Source organism: Planosporangium spinosum, assembly GCF_049999945.1.
GTDB lineage: Bacteria > Actinomycetota > Actinomycetes > Mycobacteriales > Micromonosporaceae > Planosporangium > Planosporangium spinosum.
In genome coordinates this window covers 255219-273296 of sequence record NZ_JBLYUB010000005.1, presented here as the reverse complement: position 1 = coordinate 273296, position 18078 = coordinate 255219, and the positions used below count along the sequence as shown (strand labels likewise).

General features: G+C 70.2%; 15 protein-coding genes. All 15 read right to left on the bottom strand.

Annotation, left to right across the window (positions count from 1 at the left end):
* Window positions 1-24: 24 nt before the first annotated feature.
* Entirely contained in the window at window positions 25-714 is a 690-nt protein-coding gene (gene mtrA, locus ACNTMW_RS09750) for an MtrAB system response regulator MtrA (RefSeq protein ID WP_426633095.1), read from the bottom strand.
* 294 nt (window positions 715-1008) lie between these two features.
* Window positions 1009-2079, bottom strand: a complete 1071-nt coding sequence (locus tag ACNTMW_RS09745) for an ABC transporter ATP-binding protein (protein ID WP_426633094.1) — start codon at window positions 2077-2079, stop codon at window positions 1009-1011.
* The gene (locus ACNTMW_RS09740) at window positions 2076-3176 is read right to left on the bottom strand and encodes an ABC transporter ATP-binding protein (RefSeq protein WP_426633093.1); all 1101 of its coding nucleotides are present in this window, start codon (window positions 3174-3176) and stop codon (window positions 2076-2078) included. Before ACNTMW_RS09740 ends, ACNTMW_RS09745 begins: the two co-directional genes overlap by 4 nt.
* Window positions 3173-4114, bottom strand: a complete 942-nt coding sequence (locus tag ACNTMW_RS09735) for an ABC transporter permease (RefSeq protein WP_426633092.1) — start codon at window positions 4112-4114, stop codon at window positions 3173-3175. The genes ACNTMW_RS09740 and ACNTMW_RS09735 overlap by 4 nt, the downstream gene beginning before the upstream one ends.
* A 48-nt stretch (window positions 4115-4162) precedes the next feature.
* Entirely contained in the window at window positions 4163-5149 is a 987-nt protein-coding gene (locus ACNTMW_RS09730; RefSeq protein WP_426633091.1) for an ABC transporter permease, read from the bottom strand.
* Window positions 5150-5253: 104 nt separating this feature from the next.
* Entirely contained in the window at window positions 5254-6978 is a 1725-nt protein-coding gene (locus tag ACNTMW_RS09725; RefSeq protein WP_426633090.1) for an ABC transporter family substrate-binding protein, read from the bottom strand.
* Between the two features lie 480 nt (window positions 6979-7458).
* Window positions 7459-8733 (bottom strand): iron uptake transporter deferrochelatase/peroxidase subunit, encoded by a 1275-nt coding sequence (gene efeB / locus ACNTMW_RS09720; RefSeq protein WP_426633089.1) that lies wholly within the window; start codon window positions 8731-8733, stop codon window positions 7459-7461.
* 73 nt (window positions 8734-8806) lie between these two features.
* Window positions 8807-9925, bottom strand: coding sequence for an iron uptake system protein EfeO (gene efeO / locus ACNTMW_RS09715; protein ID WP_426633088.1), 1119 nt, complete (start codon window positions 9923-9925; stop codon window positions 8807-8809).
* An 82-nt stretch (window positions 9926-10007) separates the two neighbouring features.
* Entirely contained in the window at window positions 10008-10958 is a 951-nt protein-coding gene (gene efeU / locus ACNTMW_RS09710) for an iron uptake transporter permease EfeU (RefSeq protein ID WP_426633087.1), read from the bottom strand.
* A 276-nt stretch (window positions 10959-11234) separates the two neighbouring features.
* The gene (gene ahcY / locus ACNTMW_RS09705) at window positions 11235-12758 is read right to left on the bottom strand and encodes an adenosylhomocysteinase (RefSeq protein WP_426633086.1); all 1524 of its coding nucleotides are present in this window, start codon (window positions 12756-12758) and stop codon (window positions 11235-11237) included.
* Between the two features lie 269 nt (window positions 12759-13027).
* Window positions 13028-14182 carry a mannose-6-phosphate isomerase, class I gene (gene manA / locus ACNTMW_RS09700; RefSeq protein WP_426633085.1) on the bottom strand — a complete coding sequence of 385 codons (1155 nt, stop codon included), beginning with the start codon at window positions 14180-14182 and terminating at the stop codon, window positions 13028-13030.
* 3 nt (window positions 14183-14185) lie between these two features.
* Window positions 14186-15142: a cation diffusion facilitator family transporter gene (locus ACNTMW_RS09695; RefSeq protein WP_426633084.1), complete on the bottom strand. Its 957-nt coding sequence runs from the start codon at window positions 15140-15142 to the stop codon at window positions 14186-14188.
* 22 nt (window positions 15143-15164) lie between these two features.
* A complete protein-coding gene (locus tag ACNTMW_RS09690) occupies window positions 15165-16376 on the bottom strand; it encodes an SIS domain-containing protein (RefSeq protein ID WP_426633083.1) in 1212 nt (403 codons plus the stop codon).
* Window positions 16373-16570, bottom strand: a complete 198-nt coding sequence (locus ACNTMW_RS09685) for a Trm112 family protein (protein ID WP_426633082.1) — start codon at window positions 16568-16570, stop codon at window positions 16373-16375. The genes ACNTMW_RS09690 and ACNTMW_RS09685 overlap by 4 nt, the downstream gene beginning before the upstream one ends.
* A gap of 11 nt (window positions 16571-16581) precedes the next feature.
* Window positions 16582-17985 (bottom strand): phosphomannomutase/phosphoglucomutase, encoded by a 1404-nt coding sequence (locus ACNTMW_RS09680; RefSeq protein WP_426633081.1) that lies wholly within the window; start codon window positions 17983-17985, stop codon window positions 16582-16584.
* Window positions 17986-18078: the final 93 nt, after the last annotated feature.

Genomic DNA, 18078 nt, shown 5'->3' with positions numbered 1-18078 from the left:
GGTGGCGGGTGTTCCAGGCACGGCCTAGCCCGTGCCGGCCTTGTAGCCCACGCCGCGCACGGTAAGGATGATCTCCGGCCGCTCCGGATCCGGCTCGATCTTGGCTCGCAACCGCTGTACGTGCACGTTGACCAGGCGGGTGTCGGCGGCGTGCCGGTAGCCCCAGACCTGTTCGAGCAGCACTTCCCGGGTGAAGACCTGCCGGGGCTTGCGGGCCAGTGCCACGAGCAGGTCGAACTCCAGCGGGGTCAGCTTGACCTCGGCGCCGTCGCGGGTGACGGTGTGCGCCGGCACGTCGATGGTGATCTGGTTGCCGGACGGGCCGATCGTGAGCAGTTCGGGGGTGACGTCCTCGCCCCGGCGCAGGCGGGCACGCATGCGGGCGACCAGTTCCTTGGGCTTGAAGGGCTTGACGACGTAGTCGTCGGCGCCGGACTCCAGACCGAGGACGACGTCGACGGTGTCGCTCTTGGCGGTGAGCATGACGATCGGCAGCCCGGACTCGGCGCGGATCGCCCGGCACACGTCGATGCCGCTCATCCCGGGCAGCATCAGGTCCAGCAGCACGATGTCCGGCCGGGCCTCCCGGAACGCGCCCAGCGCCCGCTCGCCGTCGGCCACGAAGGACGGCAGGAAGCCTTCGCTGCGCAGCACGATGCCGAGCATCTCGGCGAGCGCGGGATCGTCATCGACCACCAGTACACGGGCCCTCATGCGGCCCAATGATTCCATCTTTGCCGCGGAACGTGGGTGACGCTCCCCCATCAGAGCCGATCATGTACGTTTTTGCGGCGTTTTGGCCATTGTTTGGAGACCGACGAGACGGGCATCTCGGGCGCCGGGACCGGCCGACGCTCCGACCCACGCGACCGGCACACCCCGACATGCGCGATCGGCACAACGCCCGCGAAGTCGTGGCCTCGAACCGGGGCCGGGACCACGACGTGAGCGGGCGCTGTGCCGATCATGGTCGGGCGGGGCGTGCCGCCCCGCCCGACGAGCGTCCCGTCAGAGGAGCTTCATGGCCTCCGCGTAGTGGCACGCCGACGCGTGCCCCTGCCCGCGGTCGACCAGCGCCGGCACCTCGTCGACGCACTTCTGCCGCTCGGCCTCGCTCAACACGTCGGCGAACTTCGGGCAGCGCGACCGGAACCGGCAGCCGCTGGGCGGGTTGACCGGGCTGGGCACGTCGCCGGTGAGCGTGATCCGCTGGCGGGCCCGCTCCTTACGTGGGTCCGGCAGCGGGATCGCCGAGATCAGCGCCTGGGTGTACGGGTGCGCCGCCTTGGTGAACAGGTCCTCCTTCTCGGCGATCTCCACGATCCGGCCCAGGTACATCACGGCGACCCGGTCGGCGATGTGCCGTACCACCGACAGGTCGTGCGAGATGAACAGGTACGACAGGCCCAGTTCGTCCTGGAGGTCCTCGAGCAGGTTGATCACGCCCGCCTGGATCGACACGTCCAGCGCGGAGACCGGCTCGTCGAGGACGAGTGCCTTGGGGCGCAGCGCCAGGGCACGCGCGATGCCGATGCGCTGGCGCTGGCCGCCGGAGAACTCATGCGAGTACCGGTTGCCGTGCTCCGGGTTGAGCCCCACCATCCGCAGCAGCTCGCGGACCTTCTCCCGCCCCTGGCTACCGGAGCCGTACAGGCCGTGGATCTGCAGCGGCTCGGCGACGATCTCGTTGACCGTCATCCGGGGGTCGAGCGAGGCGAACGGGTCCTGGAACACCAACTGGAGGTCGCGCCGCAGCGGCCGCATCTGGCTCGGCGAGAGCTCGACCAGGTTGCGCCCGTGGTAGACCACCTCGCCGGAGGTCGCCTTGATCAGGTTGAGCAGCAGCCGGCCGGTCGTCGTCTTGCCGCAGCCGGACTCCCCGACCAGGCCCAGTGTCTCGTTGGGCATCAGGTCGAACGAGACCCCGCACACCGCGTGCACGTCGCCGATGCGCCGGCGGACCAGCCCGCGCGACCGTACCGGGAAGTGCTTGACCAGGTCACGTACCGCGAGAACGGGCTCAGGGGCGCCCGCAGGCGTCCCGCCCCGACCCGCGTCGACCACGTTCGCGGCCGTCATTGCTGTACCTCCAGGTCCCGGGGATTGACGTCCTCGGTGTCAACTGACGTCGGCCGGAACAGCTGACCGGCCTCCATCCCGACCAGCCGCTCGTGGAAGTGGCAGGCCGCCAGGTGGTCGGCCGCGTCGGTGGCGTACAGGTCGGGCTCGCGCTCCTCGCAGACCGGCTGGGCGAGCGGGCACCGCGGGGTGAACGGGCAGCCGGGCGGCAGGTTCATCAGCGACGGCGGCGACCCCACGATCGGCGTCAGCCGCTCCCGGCCGGCCTCGTCCAGCCGCGGCAGGCTGCCGAGCAGGCCCAGCGTGTACGGCATCCGCGGCTCGTAGAACACCTCGTCGACGGTGCCCTTCTCGACCAGCTTGCCGGCGTACATCACGCAGATGCGGTCGGCGTGGCCGGCGATGACCCCCAGGTCGTGGGTGATGAGCACCAGGGCGGCCCCGGTCGCCTCGCGGGCCGCCTCGAGCGCCTCCAGCACCTGGGCCTGCACCGTCACGTCGAGGGCGGTGGTCGGCTCGTCGGCGATGATGACGTCCGGGTTGTTGGCCATCGCGATGGCGATGACCACCCGCTGGCGCATGCCGCCGGACATCTCGTGCGGGTAGTTGTTCACCCGCTGCTCCGGGAACGGGATGCCGACCGTCGCCAGCAGCTCGACGGCCCGGTCGTGCGCGGCCTTCTTGGAGACGTCGTTGTGCGCCAGGACCGCCTCGGCGATCTGGTAGCCCACCGTGTACACCGGGTTGAGCGACGTCAGCGGGTCCTGGAAGATCATCGCGATCTTCTTGCCCCGGATCCCGGCGTAGTCCTTCTCGCTGCGACCGAGCAGCTCCTCGCCGCGGAACCGGACCGATCCGCTGATCCGGGCCGTCTTCGGCAGCAGGCCCATGATCGCCATCGAGGTGACCGACTTGCCGGAGCCGGACTCGCCGACGATCCCCATCGCCTCCCCCGGCGCCAGCCGGTAGCTGACGCCGCGGACGGCCTGCACGACCCCGTCGTCGGTGGGGAACTCGACGGTGAGGTTCTCCACCTCCAGGACGGCCTCGCCGCCACCGGACTTCCGGGCCGGGTCGATATTGATCTCTGGTGTCATCGGCGTTGCCTCGTCTGTCGGGGGTCGAGCGCGTCGCGCAGGCCGTCACCGATGAAGTTGACCGTCAGCGCGATCAGGATGATGAACAAACCGGGGAAGTAGAACAGCCACGGCCGGGTCTGCACCGCCGACTGGGCGTCGCTGATCAGCAGGCCCAGCGAGGTGTCGGGCGACCGTACGCCGAACCCGACGTACGACAGCGCCGTCTCGGCGAGGATGCCGGCTGCGACCAGCAGCGTCGCGTACACGATGACCACCGCGAACGCGTTCGGTACCAGGTGGCGCAGGAGGATCCGGCTGTCCGAGGCGCCCAGCGCCCGGGCCGCCTCGATGAACTCCTGCTCGCGCAGGGAGAGCACGACGCCGCGGACGGCCCGCGCCACCAGCGGCGCGCTCAGCCCGCCCAGGATCAGGGCGATCATCCACCAGGCGCCACCGGAGGTGTTGCCCAGCGCGGCGGCCAGCGCGATCGACGGGATCGTCAGGATCAGGTCGGCCAAGCGCATGAGCACGGAGTCCGCCAGGCCCCGGTAGTAGCCGGAGATGCCACCCCACAGCACGCCGAGGGTCGTGGCGACGAGGGCGATGCAGAGCGCCACCCGTACCGAGATCTGCAGCCCGCGCAGCACCTGGGCGAAGCCGTCGTGCCCGAGGCCGTCGGTGCCGAACGGGTGGGCCAGCGACGGCGGCTGCGAATTGTCCGGGGTGATGTCGATGGACTTGTACTTCCACACCAGCGGACCGACGAACGCGAGTAGCACGATCAGGGCGAAGATCGCCAGACTCGCCACGGCCAGGCGGTGCCGCATGAACCGGCGCATCGCCTGCTGGAGCTGGCTACGCTCCTTGACGGTGAACTCGCGCTCGGCCGCCCCCGTGGGCGACGTCGGTTGAGGGGCGCCCGACGTCGTCACCGAACTGGCGCGCATCTCGCTCATGCCGTCACCTCCTGCCCATTTGTCGAACTCATGATTCGCTGACCTGACCTACTCATAGCGGATCCTCGGGTCGAGCACGCCGTACAGCAGGTCGGCGACCAGGTTGAACAGGATGACGATGACCGCGGAGATGAGCAGCCAGCCCATCATCGCGTTCGCGTCGTGGTCGGCCACCGAGTCGAGGAAGAACTCGCCGAGGCCGTGCCACTGGAACACCCGCTCGGTGATGATGGCGCCGCCGAGCAGCGCGGCGATGTCGAGCGCGGTCACGGTGGTCAGCGGGATCAACGCGGTCCGCAGGGCGTGCCGCACCAGCACGCGCCGGGGGCTGAGCCCCTTGGCCCGGGCGAGGCGGACGTAGTCGCTGTTGAGCACCTCGAGCATGGAGGCGCGCTGGAACCGGCTCCACGCCGCGTAGCCGACGAGGCCCAGCACGATGGTGGGTAGCACCATGTGCCCGGCGATGTCTTTGACGTGTCCCCAGGTGGAGTCGTCGGCTATGAAGACCGACTTGTCGCCGATGGTGAAGAAGGTCTGGGTACCGGTGGCCTGGTTGTACGAGATCGCGGCCGACTTGAGCAGGATGGCGAACCAGAACGTGGGCATCGCCAGGAACAGGAAGCCCATGAACGTGAACGTGTAGTCGGTCACGGAGTACTGCTTGACGGCGCTCACGACGCCGGTGATCACTGCGAAGATGAGCGCGAGCAGGACCGAGATCAGCACCAGTCGCAGCGTCACCAGGAGCCGGTCCCCCAGCTCGTGGCCGATGTCGGTGGTCGCGTGGACCGACGGGCCGAAGTCGCCGTGCAGGAGCAGGTTCTTCAACCAGTTCAGGTACTGGATGTGCAGCGGCTGGTCCAGACCGAGCCGGTGTTCCTCGTTCAGGATGGTCTGCCGTGGCGGCGGCGGGTTGCGCAGTTTCATGGTCTCCAGGGGATCGCCCGAGACCTTCGCCATGAGAAAGACCAGGATCGTGGATCCGATCAGGATCGGGATCGAGATCAAGAATCGTCGTACGACGTACGCGAGCACGCGTACCTCCCAGCTGTGCCCACTTAGTGTCGGATCCCGGACGCGAACGCCCGGGATCCGACCCTACCCAATGTGCAAATGGTGTTTACGTGTGCGCCGTTACGTTACTTGGCGGAGGCGCGCAGGCCCCACTCCTGAGTGTTGTACGGCGGACCGACGTTGGTCGCGTTGTCGCGGATGTTCGCGTACTGCGAGTACACGGCGAGGAACGTCGGCTTCTGGAACAGCGGAAGCACGTAGTAGTCGTTCGCCATGATCTGGTCGGCCTGGTTGAGGTAGTCGGCGCCCTTCTTCGGGTCGGTCTCGGCGGCCGCCTTCTTCAGCAGGTCGTCGCTCTCCTTGCTGACCCACTTGCCGTAGTTGCTGTCGCTCTCGCTGCCCCACAGCTGCTGGGCACCCGAGTACGGGTACGGGGTGCCGACCCACGCGAAGATGATCACGTCGTAGTCACCCGCGGTCAGCGTCTTGCCCAGGGCCTGGGTCGGCGTGATGTCGACCTTGATACCCAGCTGCGACATCTCGTTCTGGAACAGCTCGGCGCTCTGCTTGCGCAGTGCGTTGCCGTTGGTGTACGAGATCCGCAGGGTGACCGGCTCGCCGGCCGCGGTGGTCAGCGCCGTGCCGACACCCTTGTAGCCGGCGTCGGTCAGCAGCTTCTTGGCCTTCTCGACGTCACCGGTACCGGCGCCGCTGGAGGTGACCACGTCCTTGTAGCCGTCCTGGCCGGGCATGAAGTTGTGGTTGTTCAGCGGCTTGGCGCCCGGCACGAACTGACCGATGGTCTTGTCGATCACCGCCTGGCGGTCGACCGTCGTGAAGATCGCCTGGCGCAGGACCTTGTCGGCCAGGAACTTGTTCTTCAGGTTGAGGTCGAGGTGCTCCCAGGTCAGACCCTTGCCCAGGGTGTACTGGACGTTCGGGGCCAGCGCCTTCACCTGGTTGACCAGGTCCGAGTTCGGCTGCGGGTAGATCGCCTGGACCTCGTTGTTCTGGAGGGCCGGAACTTCCTGCGCCTGGTCGGTGATGATCCGGAAGACGATCTTGTCGAGGCTCGGCTTGGTCTTGCCGTACCACTTCGGGTTCGGCACCAGGGTGACCGAGACGTCCTTCTGGTACCCGTCGGCCGGGATCTGGAACGGACCACCCGAGTAGGCCGGCTGGGTCTCGTTGAGCCACTTCCAGGACGTCGCCAGGTCGCCGTGCTGCTTGGCGACGTGCGCCGGGTAGATCGGGCCGAACAGGCCCTTCCAGTCGGCGTACGGCGAGTCGTAGACCACGGTCACGGTCTTGCCGTTGTCCGCGCCGGTGATCGACTTGATCAGGTCGTAGCCGGCGTTCGACGCGGCGCTGCAGTCCTTGCAGTCCTTGCCGTTCTGGGTCTGCCAGCCGTAGGTGAAGTCGTCGACCGTGATCGGCGTGCCGTCGTTCCAGACCGCCTCAGGCTTGATCTTGTAGACGACCGTCTGCGGGCTGGTGCTCGTCAGCTCGGCCGAGGCCAGCATGTCGGTGTTCAGCGTCGGCTGGAAGTCCGGGTTGGTGTTGAACGCGCTCGGCAGCACACCGTCGAGGACTTCCTGGAAGTCGAAGGTGTTGGAGTCCGCGTCGTTGAGGTTCCAGCCCGTGATCTTCTTCTCGATCGTGTAGGTGAGCGTGCCACCCTTTTTGATCTCGCCACTGTTGCAGTCGTTCGGCTTCGTGGCGCAGTCCGCGAAGCTCGTGGAGACCGACTTCCCGTTGTCGGAGCTGCCGCCACCACCACACGCCGAAGCCACCAGCAGTGAGACACCGGCGACGACAACCGCGCCCGCCAGCCTCTTACCTGTGTGCATCTTCCCTCCAGTCAGCTACCGCAGCCGCGCCGGCGCGCCGGGACCGCGGCATGGTGCGATCCCAGGCCGACAAGGGCTGCGATGTAGTGCCTAAAGCAAACGTCGCCATGGGTCCCGTGCAAAGAGCGTGCCGAAATTCGTGACTGTCCCGTTATCCGGACGCTGCACCCGGGTAATGACCGTCATCCGTACGTGCGAGCACGGATAGCCGAACGGGTTACCCCGATCGGCCGGTCGGCGAAACAGTGCCGGACATGTCCGTCATGCTTCACCGTTCGCCACGCGATGAGCGCCCCGGCCCGGGCCTCCCTGGCGCCTGTCGCCCGTACCGCGCCACGCCGTCCCCGCAACCGTATTACCGCTTACCGCGGACACATCACCGCGGATCGCTCGATCGCCACGGACGCGTCACCGCGGCCCCCGCGACCACCACGGACGCGTCACCCCGGCCCGCGCGCAACCGGTATGATGGCCGATCGCTCACTGCCCCAACAGGGACCGGCCCCAGAAGTCGTCGGGCGTGCGGACCCCCGGAGGGCAGGCGAACACCCCGCTGGAGACGTGGCGCAGATACTCGTTCATCGTGTCGTGCCGGGCCAACCGGGTCTGGATCGGCACGAACTGCCGGCGGGGGTCCCGCTGGTAGGCCATGAAGAACAGGCCGGCGCCCAGGCGCCCCAGCCCGTCGGAGCCGTCGACGAAGTTGTACCCGCGCCGCAGCAGCCGTGCGCCACCGTTGGTGTCCGGGTGGGCCAGCCGCACGTGCGAGTCGGCCGGGATCAGCGGTTTGCCGTCGGCGCCCTTCGCGGCCAGGTCGATCGGGTCGAACTCACCCTTCCCGCCCAGCGGTGCCCCGGTGCCCTTCGTCCGGCCGACGATCTCCTCCTGCTCGGCCAGCGGGGCACGGTCCCAGGTCTCGATCATCATCCGGATCTTGCGGGTCACCAGGTACGACCCGCCGGTCATCCACTCCGGGCCGTCGCCTGGCTGTACCCACAGGTGCTGGCGCAGTGCGTCGGCCTCCTCCGCTTTGAGGTTGGCCGTACCGTCCTTGAAGCCGAACAGGTTGCGTGGCGTGGCCTGGTCGCGGGAGGTCGAGGAGGTACGCCCGAACCCGAGCTGTGACCAGCGGATGCTCACCGCGCCGAAGCCGATCCGGGCCAGGTTACGGATGGCGTGCACCGCCACCTGCGGGTCGTGCGCACACGCCTGGATACACAGGTCTCCGCCACTGATGGCCGGTTCCAGCGCGTCGCCCGGGAAGCGCGGCAGTTCGGCCAGCGCCTCCGGCCTGTGGTCGGCGATGCCGAAGCGGTCCCGCCCGCCCGCGTCGCGGAACAGGGTCGGCCCGAAGCCGACGGTCAGCGTCAGCGCCGACGGCGGCAGCCCGAGCGCCTCGCCGGTGTCGTCGGGCGGCGCCTCGGCCGGCCCGTTCACCGCGCCGACCGGCCCGGCGTCCTGGCCGGCGGTCATCCGCGCCCCGGCACGGGTCCACTCGCGCAACAGGTCGACCAGGTCGGCACGCTTGTCGGTGATCACGTCGAACGCCACGAAGTGCAGCCGGTCCTGCGCCGGCGTGGTGATGCCGGCCTGGTGCTCGCCGAGGAACGGCACGGCGCCGGCCGACTCGGCCGGGTGCCGCTCCCCCGCCACGACGTCACGCGCCCACGCGCCGGCCGCGCCCCCGGCGACCGCACCGGCCACGCCGGCGCCGCCGACCGCGAGCATCCGCCGCCGCGAGAACCTGCCCGCCATCGCACTCCTCCCGAATTCCCGATCGTGGACACCTGGGCGAGCTACGGGTGGCACAGCTGTCCAGGATCCACGACTACTTGGCGATCACGGCCGCGACCTTGCTGATCGGCTCGGCCAGGCCGTTGATGACGTCCGACAACTCCTTGATGTCGGCCTGCGACAGCTCGGTGTAGGACTTCCAGCCGGTACCGGCCTTGTGCTTGCCCAACGCGGCGTCGACCGCGGCGAACTTGCCGGTCAGCTCGTCGGCCAGCTTCGGGTCGCGCGCGGTCAGCGCCTCGCGCAGCGCGTCGGTCGCGGCCTTGGCGCCCTCGACGTTGGCGGCGAAGTCCCACAGGTCGGTGTGCGAGTACCGGTCCTCCTCGCCCGTGATCTTTCCGGTGGCGACCTCGTCCAGCAGTTCCTTGGAGCCGGACGCGAGCTGGACCGGGGACAGCTCCACCGACTTGGCCCTGGTCACGATCTCCGTGACGTCGGCGACCAGCTTGTCGGCGACGGCGCCGTCCTTGCTGACGTCGCCACCGACCCACAGGTCCTTCTCGATCTTGTGGAAGCCGGTCCACTCCTGGCCGGCCTCGACGTCGTTCTCCCGGGCGTCGATCGCCGGGTCCAGGTCACCGAACGACTCGGCCACCGGCTCGATGCGCTCCCAGTGGGTACGCGCGACCGGGTACAGCTCCTTGGCCTTCGCGACGTCGCCGGCCTTGACCGCGGCCGCGAACTCGGTGGTCTTCGCCAGCAGACCGTCGGCCTCGCCCGCCACGTACGCCCGGTACGTCGCCACGGCCGCGGCGAGCTTGGGGTCGGACGCGAGGGCCTTCGCCTGCCCGCTGACGGTCAGCTTGGCCCGGATGCCGTCGCCCTTCATGCCGGGCTTGCACGCGCCCTCGTACTCGCCGGCGGTCAACTCGACGTGGACGTCGCGGGTGGCGCCCGGCCCGATGTTCTCGACCTCGCCCTTGATGCTGCCGTCGCCGGCGTACACGTAGAACTCGGTGATCTTGCTGCCCTTGTTCGTCACCGAGAACGTGTGGGTGCCGGCGGGCAGGTCGACCTTGGCCACCCGGCACTCGGTGTCGGTGGCCGTGACGGTGATCTTGTCCGCCTTCGCCGTCTTGTCCCCGCACGCGGCGAGACCGGTCAGCGCGAGCGCGCCGAGGGCGGCGCAGGCGGGCAGGTGATGGGTGCGCATGAGGGGCTGCTCTCCTGGGAGTCGGGGTGGGTCGGGGCGCGAGAGGACGCGCAAAGGCTCGATGGCCCGGAGCGGGTGGCGCTCAGGCGCCGGTACCCGCGGACGCGGGCGCGCCGGCGTCGGACTCCGTGGTCGACCGGGGCGCGGGCGCGCCGGCCGCGGCCCCACCACCGGCACCGGAGTCCGTGGCGGTACCGGAGGCCGCGGCGGCCTGGGCCGGGGTACGGGCCGGGCGCAGGAACAGCACCAGCACGGGCACCGCGTAGCCGAGCCAGGCGACGACCTCGAACACGCTCATCGTGGGCGTCAGGTTGAACATGCCGCCGATCAGGGCCGAGTACCACGCGGCGGGGTCGACGACACCGGAGACGTCGAAGGCGTGGTTGTCGCCGCCGGGCAGCACGCCGGCCTCGTGGAAGTCGTGCACGGCGTACTTGAAGATGCCGGCCGCGACGAGCACCAGGAGCAGCCCCGTCCACTTGAAGAAGGTGGCGAGGTTGATCCGGATGGCGCTGGCGTACAGCCCCCAGCCCAGGGCGACCGACGCGGCCACCCCGAGGGCGATGCCGACCAGCGGCCCGGCCGAGGTGGTGGCGCCCTGCGCGGCGGCGTAGAACAGCATGGCCGTCTCGAGCCCCTCGCGTACGACGGCGAGGAAGGCCATGCCCACCACGGCGAACCCGCCGACGTTGATGGCGTCGGTGAGCTTCGCGCGCAGCTCACCGGAGAGCTTCCGGGAGGTGCGGCGCATCCAGAAGATCATCCAGGTCACGAAGCCGACCGCGACGACCGACGTGACCGCGTCGAACAGCTCCCGCTTGTCCGTGGGCAGCAGGTCCTGCGCGACGAAGGTCAGCAGGGCGCCGAACCCGACCGACAGCGCGACGGCCGCGGTGACCCCCGCCCACACCTGAGGCAGGCGTTCCCTGCGCCCGGACTTGACGAGGAAGGCGACCAGGATCGTCACGACGAGCGTCGCTTCGAGCCCTTCGCGCAGCCCGATGAGGAAGTTGCCGAAGATGGCGTTCGACACGGCGGGCTCCTGATACTCGACGATGGCGCGGCGGCGGGCAAACAGTAAGGCAAGGCTAACTATGGTTAGGTTAGGGACACCTTACTGCCCAGGAGCGGCCGGAAGTCAAGACGAAGAGACGCGCGGCACGACCACGGGAACCGGGCCACGCCGGCGCGGGCACGTCCGGGCGCCGCCGCGAACACGAAACCGCCCGGCCGCGGATATGGAAACTGCCGGCCGCGGTGGACCGCGGCCGGCAGTTCCGGATGGCGCTCGCCGCGCGCGAGGCGCAGCTCAGTAGCGGTAGTGGTCGGCCTTGAACGGGCCCTCGACCGGGACGCCGATGTAGTCGGCCTGCTCCTTGGTCAGCGTGGTGAGCTTGACGCCGAGAGCGTCCAGGTGCAGCCGGGCGACCTTCTCGTCGAGGTGCTTGGGCAGGGTGTAGACCCCGATCGGGTACTGGTCGGTCTTGGCGAACAGCTCGATCTGGGCGATCACCTGGTTGGTGAAGGAGTTGCTCATCACGAAGCTGGGGTGGCCGGTGGCGTTGCCCAGGTTGAGCAGCCGACCCTCACTGAGCACGATGATGGCGTGGCCGTCTTCGAAGACCCACTCGTCGACCTGCGGCTTGATGTTGACCTTCCGCACACCCGGGACCTTGGCCAGCCCGGCCATGTCGATCTCGTTGTCGAAGTGACCGATGTTGCCCACGATCGCCTGGTGCTTCATCTGGACCATGTGCTCGGCCCTGATGATGTCCTTGTTGCCGGTGGTCGTCACGAAGATGTCGGCGATGCCGACGACGTCCTCGAGCGTGGTGACCTGGTAGCCGTCCATCGCCGCCTGCAGCGCGCAGATCGGGTCGATCTCGGTGACGATCACCCGCGCACCCTGCCCGCGCAGCGACTCCGCGCAGCCCTTGCCGACGTCGCCGTAGCCGCACACCACCGCGACCTTGCCGCCGATGAGCACGTCGGTCGCCCGGTTGATGCCGTCGATGAGCGAGTGCCGGCAGCCGTACTTGTTGTCGAACTTGCTCTTGGTGACCGAGTCGTTGACATTGATCGCCGGGAACAGCAGCGTGCCGGCGTTGGCCATCTCGTACAGCCGGTGCACGCCGGTGGTGGTCTCCTCGGTCACGCCCTTGATGCCGGCGGCGATCCGGGTCCAGCGCTGGCCGTCCTGCTCGAGTGAGCGGCGCAGGGTGTCGAGGATGACCGCGTACTCCTCGCTGTCGTGCTCGCTCACCGCCGGCACCGCGCCGGCGCCCTCGAACTCGGCGCCCTTGTGCACCAGCAGGGTCGCGTCGCCACCGTCGTCGAGGATCATGTTCGGCCCGACCGTCCGGGCGGAGCCCGGCTCAGCGTCGGGGTCGGGCCAGGTCAATGCCTTCTCGGTGCACCACCAGTACTCCGGCAGCGTCTCGCCCTTCCAGGCGTACACCGGCACGCCCTGCGGATTGTCGGGCGTGCCGTCCGGGCCGACCACGATCGCCGCGGCGGCGTGGTCCTGGGTGGAGAAGATGTTGCACGACGCCCAGCGGACCTGCGCGCCCAGCGCGACCAGCGTCTCGATCAGGACGGCGGTCTGGATGGTCATGTGCAGCGAGCCCGTGATCCGCGCGCCACGCAGCGGCTGCGCCGCGGCGTACTCCTTGCGGAGGGCCATCAGACCGGGCATCTCGTGCTCGGCGAGCTGGATCTCCTTGCGACCGAACGCAGCAAGCGACAGGTCTGCCACCTTGAAGTCGCCCTCGGCGACGGACTGCGGGCGGCCGGATGCGGCCACGTCTGCCCGCGGCTGAGTTGCACTCGTCATGAATTCTCCAGATCTGCCAGTACGTAGGATCTGCCAGTACGTCGGCGGGCGGCAGCGATCCAGCCTACGCCTCACAGACAGCGGGCGGGGCGGTGGATCTATTCCACCGCCCCGCCCATCCCCCCGGTCCGGTTCCCCACGTGACTCAGACCATCATCGCGATGACACTGCGTGGTTGATACGGTACCGAGCGCGACCGAATGGTCAAGCCGAAAGGGGCTGCCCCCGGGTTGCAAGTCGGGTGCAAAAAGCCCAGGTGACAGCCTTCATCAGCCAATCGTCGCCTGGTAGATCTCGCCCGTGCCGGCCACCGTGGTGGGGTGACCGGCCGCCCCGAACGCCGCCCGACCGCCGGTGAGGACCAGCTCCCCCGCGCCGTCGGCGACGCGCACCTCGCCACGCAGACAGAAGACGACACGGGGACCGGTGCCGGGCAGCGTCAGCTCGCCGCCGTCGGGCACCGCCCGGTACAGCGCGAAGTCGTCGACCGGTACCGGCCAGGTCACCAGCCCCGGTGCCACCTCGCGGGGCGTCACGACCGGGTCGGCGAGCACCTCGAAGCGCAGCACCCGCAGCAGCTCGGGCACGTCCACGTGCTTGGGCGTGAGACCGCCCCGCAGCACGTTGTCGCTGGCGGCCATGATCTCGACGCCGGTGCCGCGCAGGTACGCGTGCAGGTTGCCCGCGGGCATCCACACCGCCTCGCCGGGGCGCAGCCGGACGTGGTTGAGCAGGAGCGCGACCACCACACCGATGTCGCCGGGGTAGCGGTCGGCCAGCTCGACCGCCAGCTCGTGGCCCGCCCGCCCGCGCGTCACCGCGACGACGTCCGCGACCAGCGCCGCGCGGTCGGCGTCCGCCAGCTTCAGCAGGCCGGTGACCGCCTCCCGCAGCGCCACCTCCGGGTCCCCGCCGCGCAGCGCCGCGACCGTGGGCGCCAGCCCGGGTACGTCCAGGCCGGCCAGCAGCGTGGCGCTGGCCGACGGGTCGCGGAACCCGCACAGCGCGTCGAACGGCTCGACGGCGACCAGCAGCTCGGGCTTGTGGTTGGCGTCCTTGTAGTTGCGGTCGGACGCACCGCGCGGGACGCCGGCCGCCTCCTCCGCCGCGAATCCGGCGGCCGCCTGCGCCTGCGTCGGGTGCGCCTGCAGCGACAGCGGTTCCGCGGCCGCCAGGATCTTCAGCAGGAACGGCAGTCGGGCGCCGAAGCGGGTCACCGTGCCGGCGCCGAGGACCCCGGCCGGGTCCTCGGCGATCCGCGCCGTCAACGGCTGCCCGCCGACCGTGGACGGGCTGTCCGGGTGCGCACCCATCCACAGCTCCGCCTCGGGACCGTCGGCCGGCACGGGGCGGCCCTGCAACGCCGCGATCGCGGTACGCGAGCCCCACGGGTACCCGCGGATCGGGTTGTTCAGCAACTCCACCGGTCAGCCCTCCGTCAGCGCGGAACCGGCTTCCTGCCCGGCGGCCGACCTCCGGTAGATGTCCGGCTCGATGTAGATCACCTTGGCGATCGGCACCGCCGCGCGGATCCGCCGCTCGATCGCGTCGATCCCCCGGGCCACCGCCTCGGCGGTGTCGTCGTGCCGGACCGCGATCTTCGCCGCCACCAGCAGGTCGTCCGGGCCCACGTGCACCGTACGCAGGTGGATGATCCGCTCGGTCTCCTCGCCGTCGGAAATCGCCCGCTCGATCGCGGCGACCGTGTCCGCCGTGGCCGACTCCCCGACCAGGAGGCTCTTCATCTCGGCGGCCAGCACGAACGCGACCGCCACCAGCAGCACGCCGATCGCGGCGGTACCGACGCCGTCCCACACGCCGTTGCCGGTCAGCAGCGTCATGCCGACGCCGAACAGGGCGAAGATCAGGCCGACCAGGGCGGCCGCGTCCTCCAGCAGGATGACCGGCAGCTCCGGGGCGCGGGACCGGCGGATGAACTCCACCCAGCTCGCGTCGCCGCGGATCTGGTTGGTCTCGTGGATCGCGGTCCGGAACGACATCGATTCCATCGCGATGGCGGCGACCAGTACCGCGATCGGCACCCACTGCCACTTGTCGATCGGCTCCGGGTGGGAGATCTTGTGGTACGCCTCGTACAGCGCGAACAGGCCACCCGCGGAGAACAGCATGATCGACACGAGGAACGCGTAGATGTAGCGCTCCCGCCCGAACCCGAACGGGTGCTCGGGCGTCGCCTTGCGGGCGGCCCGCTTGCCGCCGATCAGCAGCAGCACCTGGTTGCCGGAGTCGACGACCGAGTGGATTCCCTCGGCGAGCATCGACGACGACCGGGTCAGCGCGAACGCGATGAACTTGGTCACCGCGATGCCGAGGTTGGCCGCCAGCGCCGCCACGACCGCCTTGTTACCGCCCTCGGCGCTCATGCCGACATCTCGCTACGCTCGCTCACGGTTGGGACAACTCCTTCAGCTCCGAGACGGCCGGCACGGCCATCGGGTCGAGACCATGCGCCATTCCCAGGTACATCGAGGCGAAATCGGGGACGGCCACGAGCGAGGCCAGCCGCTCCAGCGGCGAGGCACCCTCCGCGGTCACCACGCTCACCCGTACCCCCCGCCGCTCTGCCAACGCCTGCACCGCGTCCGCGCGCCGTTCCTCGACCGCGAGCGGCTCGCCCTGGTCGTCGGCCTCGTCGGAGAGCCCGCCGTCGCGCAGCAGCACCAGCCGCAGCCGGGTCGGTCCCCCGTCGCCGTCCTCGGCCGGGTCGGCGAAGATGTCCCGGTCGGCCTCGGCCAGACCGCCGTACACCCCGTCGAGCAGGCCGACCCGGCCCCGGCCGGCCTCGCCGAGCGCGCCGGCCACGGCCGGGTAGCGCGCGTTCGAGCTGAGCGTGTCGGCGAACCGCCGGGCCGCGAGCGTCGCCAGCGACGACGACCCCCAGATGACCGGTACGGAGTTGGCGAGGTCGAGCGCCAGCGACTTACCGGGGTTGACGAACGACTCCAGGGCGGGCCGGCACCGGTCGGCGTCCATGTCCAGCCGGGTCGCCGTCTCCGCCAAGTCCGCCTCGTTGACCTTGACCAACCCGAGGGCACGGGCGGCGAGCAGCACCGGCACGGTCAGCGCCCACAGGCTGGCGCGGGCCGGGGCACGCCGGGGCACCGGGATGAACGGCGCCCGGGCCCGCTCGGCCATCGCCTGCAGCTCGGAGTCGGGGGCGCCGATCGCGACCAGCCGGGCACCGCGCCGGGCGGCCGCCTCGGCCGCGGCGAGCGCCTCGGGCGAGCGCCCCGACGCCGACACCGCGATGACCACGTCACCGACGCCCACCCAGCCTGGAACGCCGGCGCTGCGGTGGGCGAGCACCGGCACCGGGCAGCGGGCACCGGCGACGGTAGCGAGGATCTCGCCGGTGCGCGCGGCGGTACCCACGCCCGCCACGACCAGGGCGCGGGGCCGCCCCTCGGCGGCGATCGAACCGAGGTTGGCCTCGGCGGCGAGGGCCGCCGACTCGCGTACCTGGGCACCGGCCGACGCGGTGGCGCGCAGCATCCCGCCGGGGTCGGCGGCCGCGAGCGCCTCGGCGTCGTCGAGCAGGTCGAGGTCGAGGTGCCGGTGCCCGCGCACGCCGGCCTCGCCGTCGAACGGGCGGGTCATGACGAGGCCCCTGGCTCTCCGTCGGTGGCCGGGCGGGCCTCGTCGAGCAGCAGCACCGGGATGCCGTCGCGGATCTCGTAGACGCGCCGGCACTCGGTGCAGGTCAGCGTCTGCGCGTCGGCGTCGTGGTCGAGAGGCGCATGGTGGGAGTCAGGACAGCGCAGGATGTCCAGCAGCGCCGGGTCGAGGGACACGGTCGTTCTCCTTATTGGTTTCCGCGGTGACCCCGCACGATGGCGAGGACCTGGTCACGTAGCTCGGCCATCCGTTCCGGCATCGGGGCCTCCACGTTGAGCCGCAGCAGCGGCTCGGTGTTGGAGGGGCGGAGGTTGATCCAGCTCCCGTCCGGGAGGTCGACGGTCAGCCCGTCGAGGGTGTCCACGCGCGCCCCGTCGACGTCGGAGAGCGCGGCGCGGACCTCGGCGGTCCGGGCCTGCTGGTCGGTGACCGTGGAATTGATCTCTCCCGAGTCGGCGTACCGGACGTACGTGCTGACCAGGGCCGACAGCGGCTCGCTCTGCTCACCGAGGGCCGCGAGGACGTGCATCGCGGCCAGCATGCCGGTGTCGGCGTACCAGAAGTCGCGGAAGTAGTAGTGCGCGGAGTGCTCGCCGCCGAAGACCGCGTTGGTGCGGGCCATCTCGGCCTTGATGAAGGAGTGCCCGACCCGGGTGCGCACCGGGTCGCCGCCGTGCTCGATCACGATCTCGGGCACCGCCCGGCTGGTGATCAGGTTGTGGATGATCGTGCTGCCCGGGTGCTTGGCCAGTTCGCGGACGGCGACCATGGCGGTCACGGCCGACGGCGAGACGGCCTCGCCACGCTCGTCGACGAAGAAGCAGCGGTCTGCGTCACCGTCGAACGCGATCCCCAGGTCGGCGCCGTGCTCACGGACGGCCTTCTGCAGGTCGACCAGGTTGGCCGGCTCCAGCGGGTTGGCCTCGTGGTTGGGAAACGACCCGTCCAGCTCGAAGTACAGCGGCACGATCTGCAGCGGCAGCGGATCGAGCACGGCGTCACCGAGCACCGCCGGCACCGTGTACCCGCCCATGCCGTTGCCGGCGTCCACGACCACCTTCAGCGGCCGGATCGTGGACAGGTCGACGAGGGTACGCAGGTGCGCCGCGTACGGCGCGAGCAGGTCCTGCCGCTCGGCGCGGCCGTCACCGGTACCCGCGTCGAGCGAACCGTCGAGGATGCGCTGTGCCCGGTCGCGGATCTCCGCCAGTCCGGTCTCCTGCCCGATCGGGCGGGCGCCGGCCCGGCACATCTTGATGCCGTTGTACTGCGCCGGGTTGTGGCTGGCGGTGAACATCGCACCGGGAAGGTCGAGCGCGCCCGAGGCGTAGTAGAGCAGGTCGGTCGAGCCAAGCCCGGCCTCGACCACGTCGGCACCGGCCCGGCCGGCGCCCCGGACGAACGCCGCCGCGAGCCCCGGCGACGATTCCCGCATGTCGTGGGCGACCACCACACGTGAGGTGTCGTCACCACCCGCGCGCAGCGTCTGCACGAAGGCCGCGCCCAGCGCCTCGGCCACCGCCTCGTCGAGCTGGTCGGGAACGATCCCGCGGACGTCGTACGCCTTCACGATGCGACTCAGGTCGGACACGGATGCGAGCTCCTCGCGAGATGGTCGTCGTTGGTACTAGGAGCCTACCGATCGCGCGCGGCGCCCTGCCGACGAGACCAGCCGGCGAGCAGG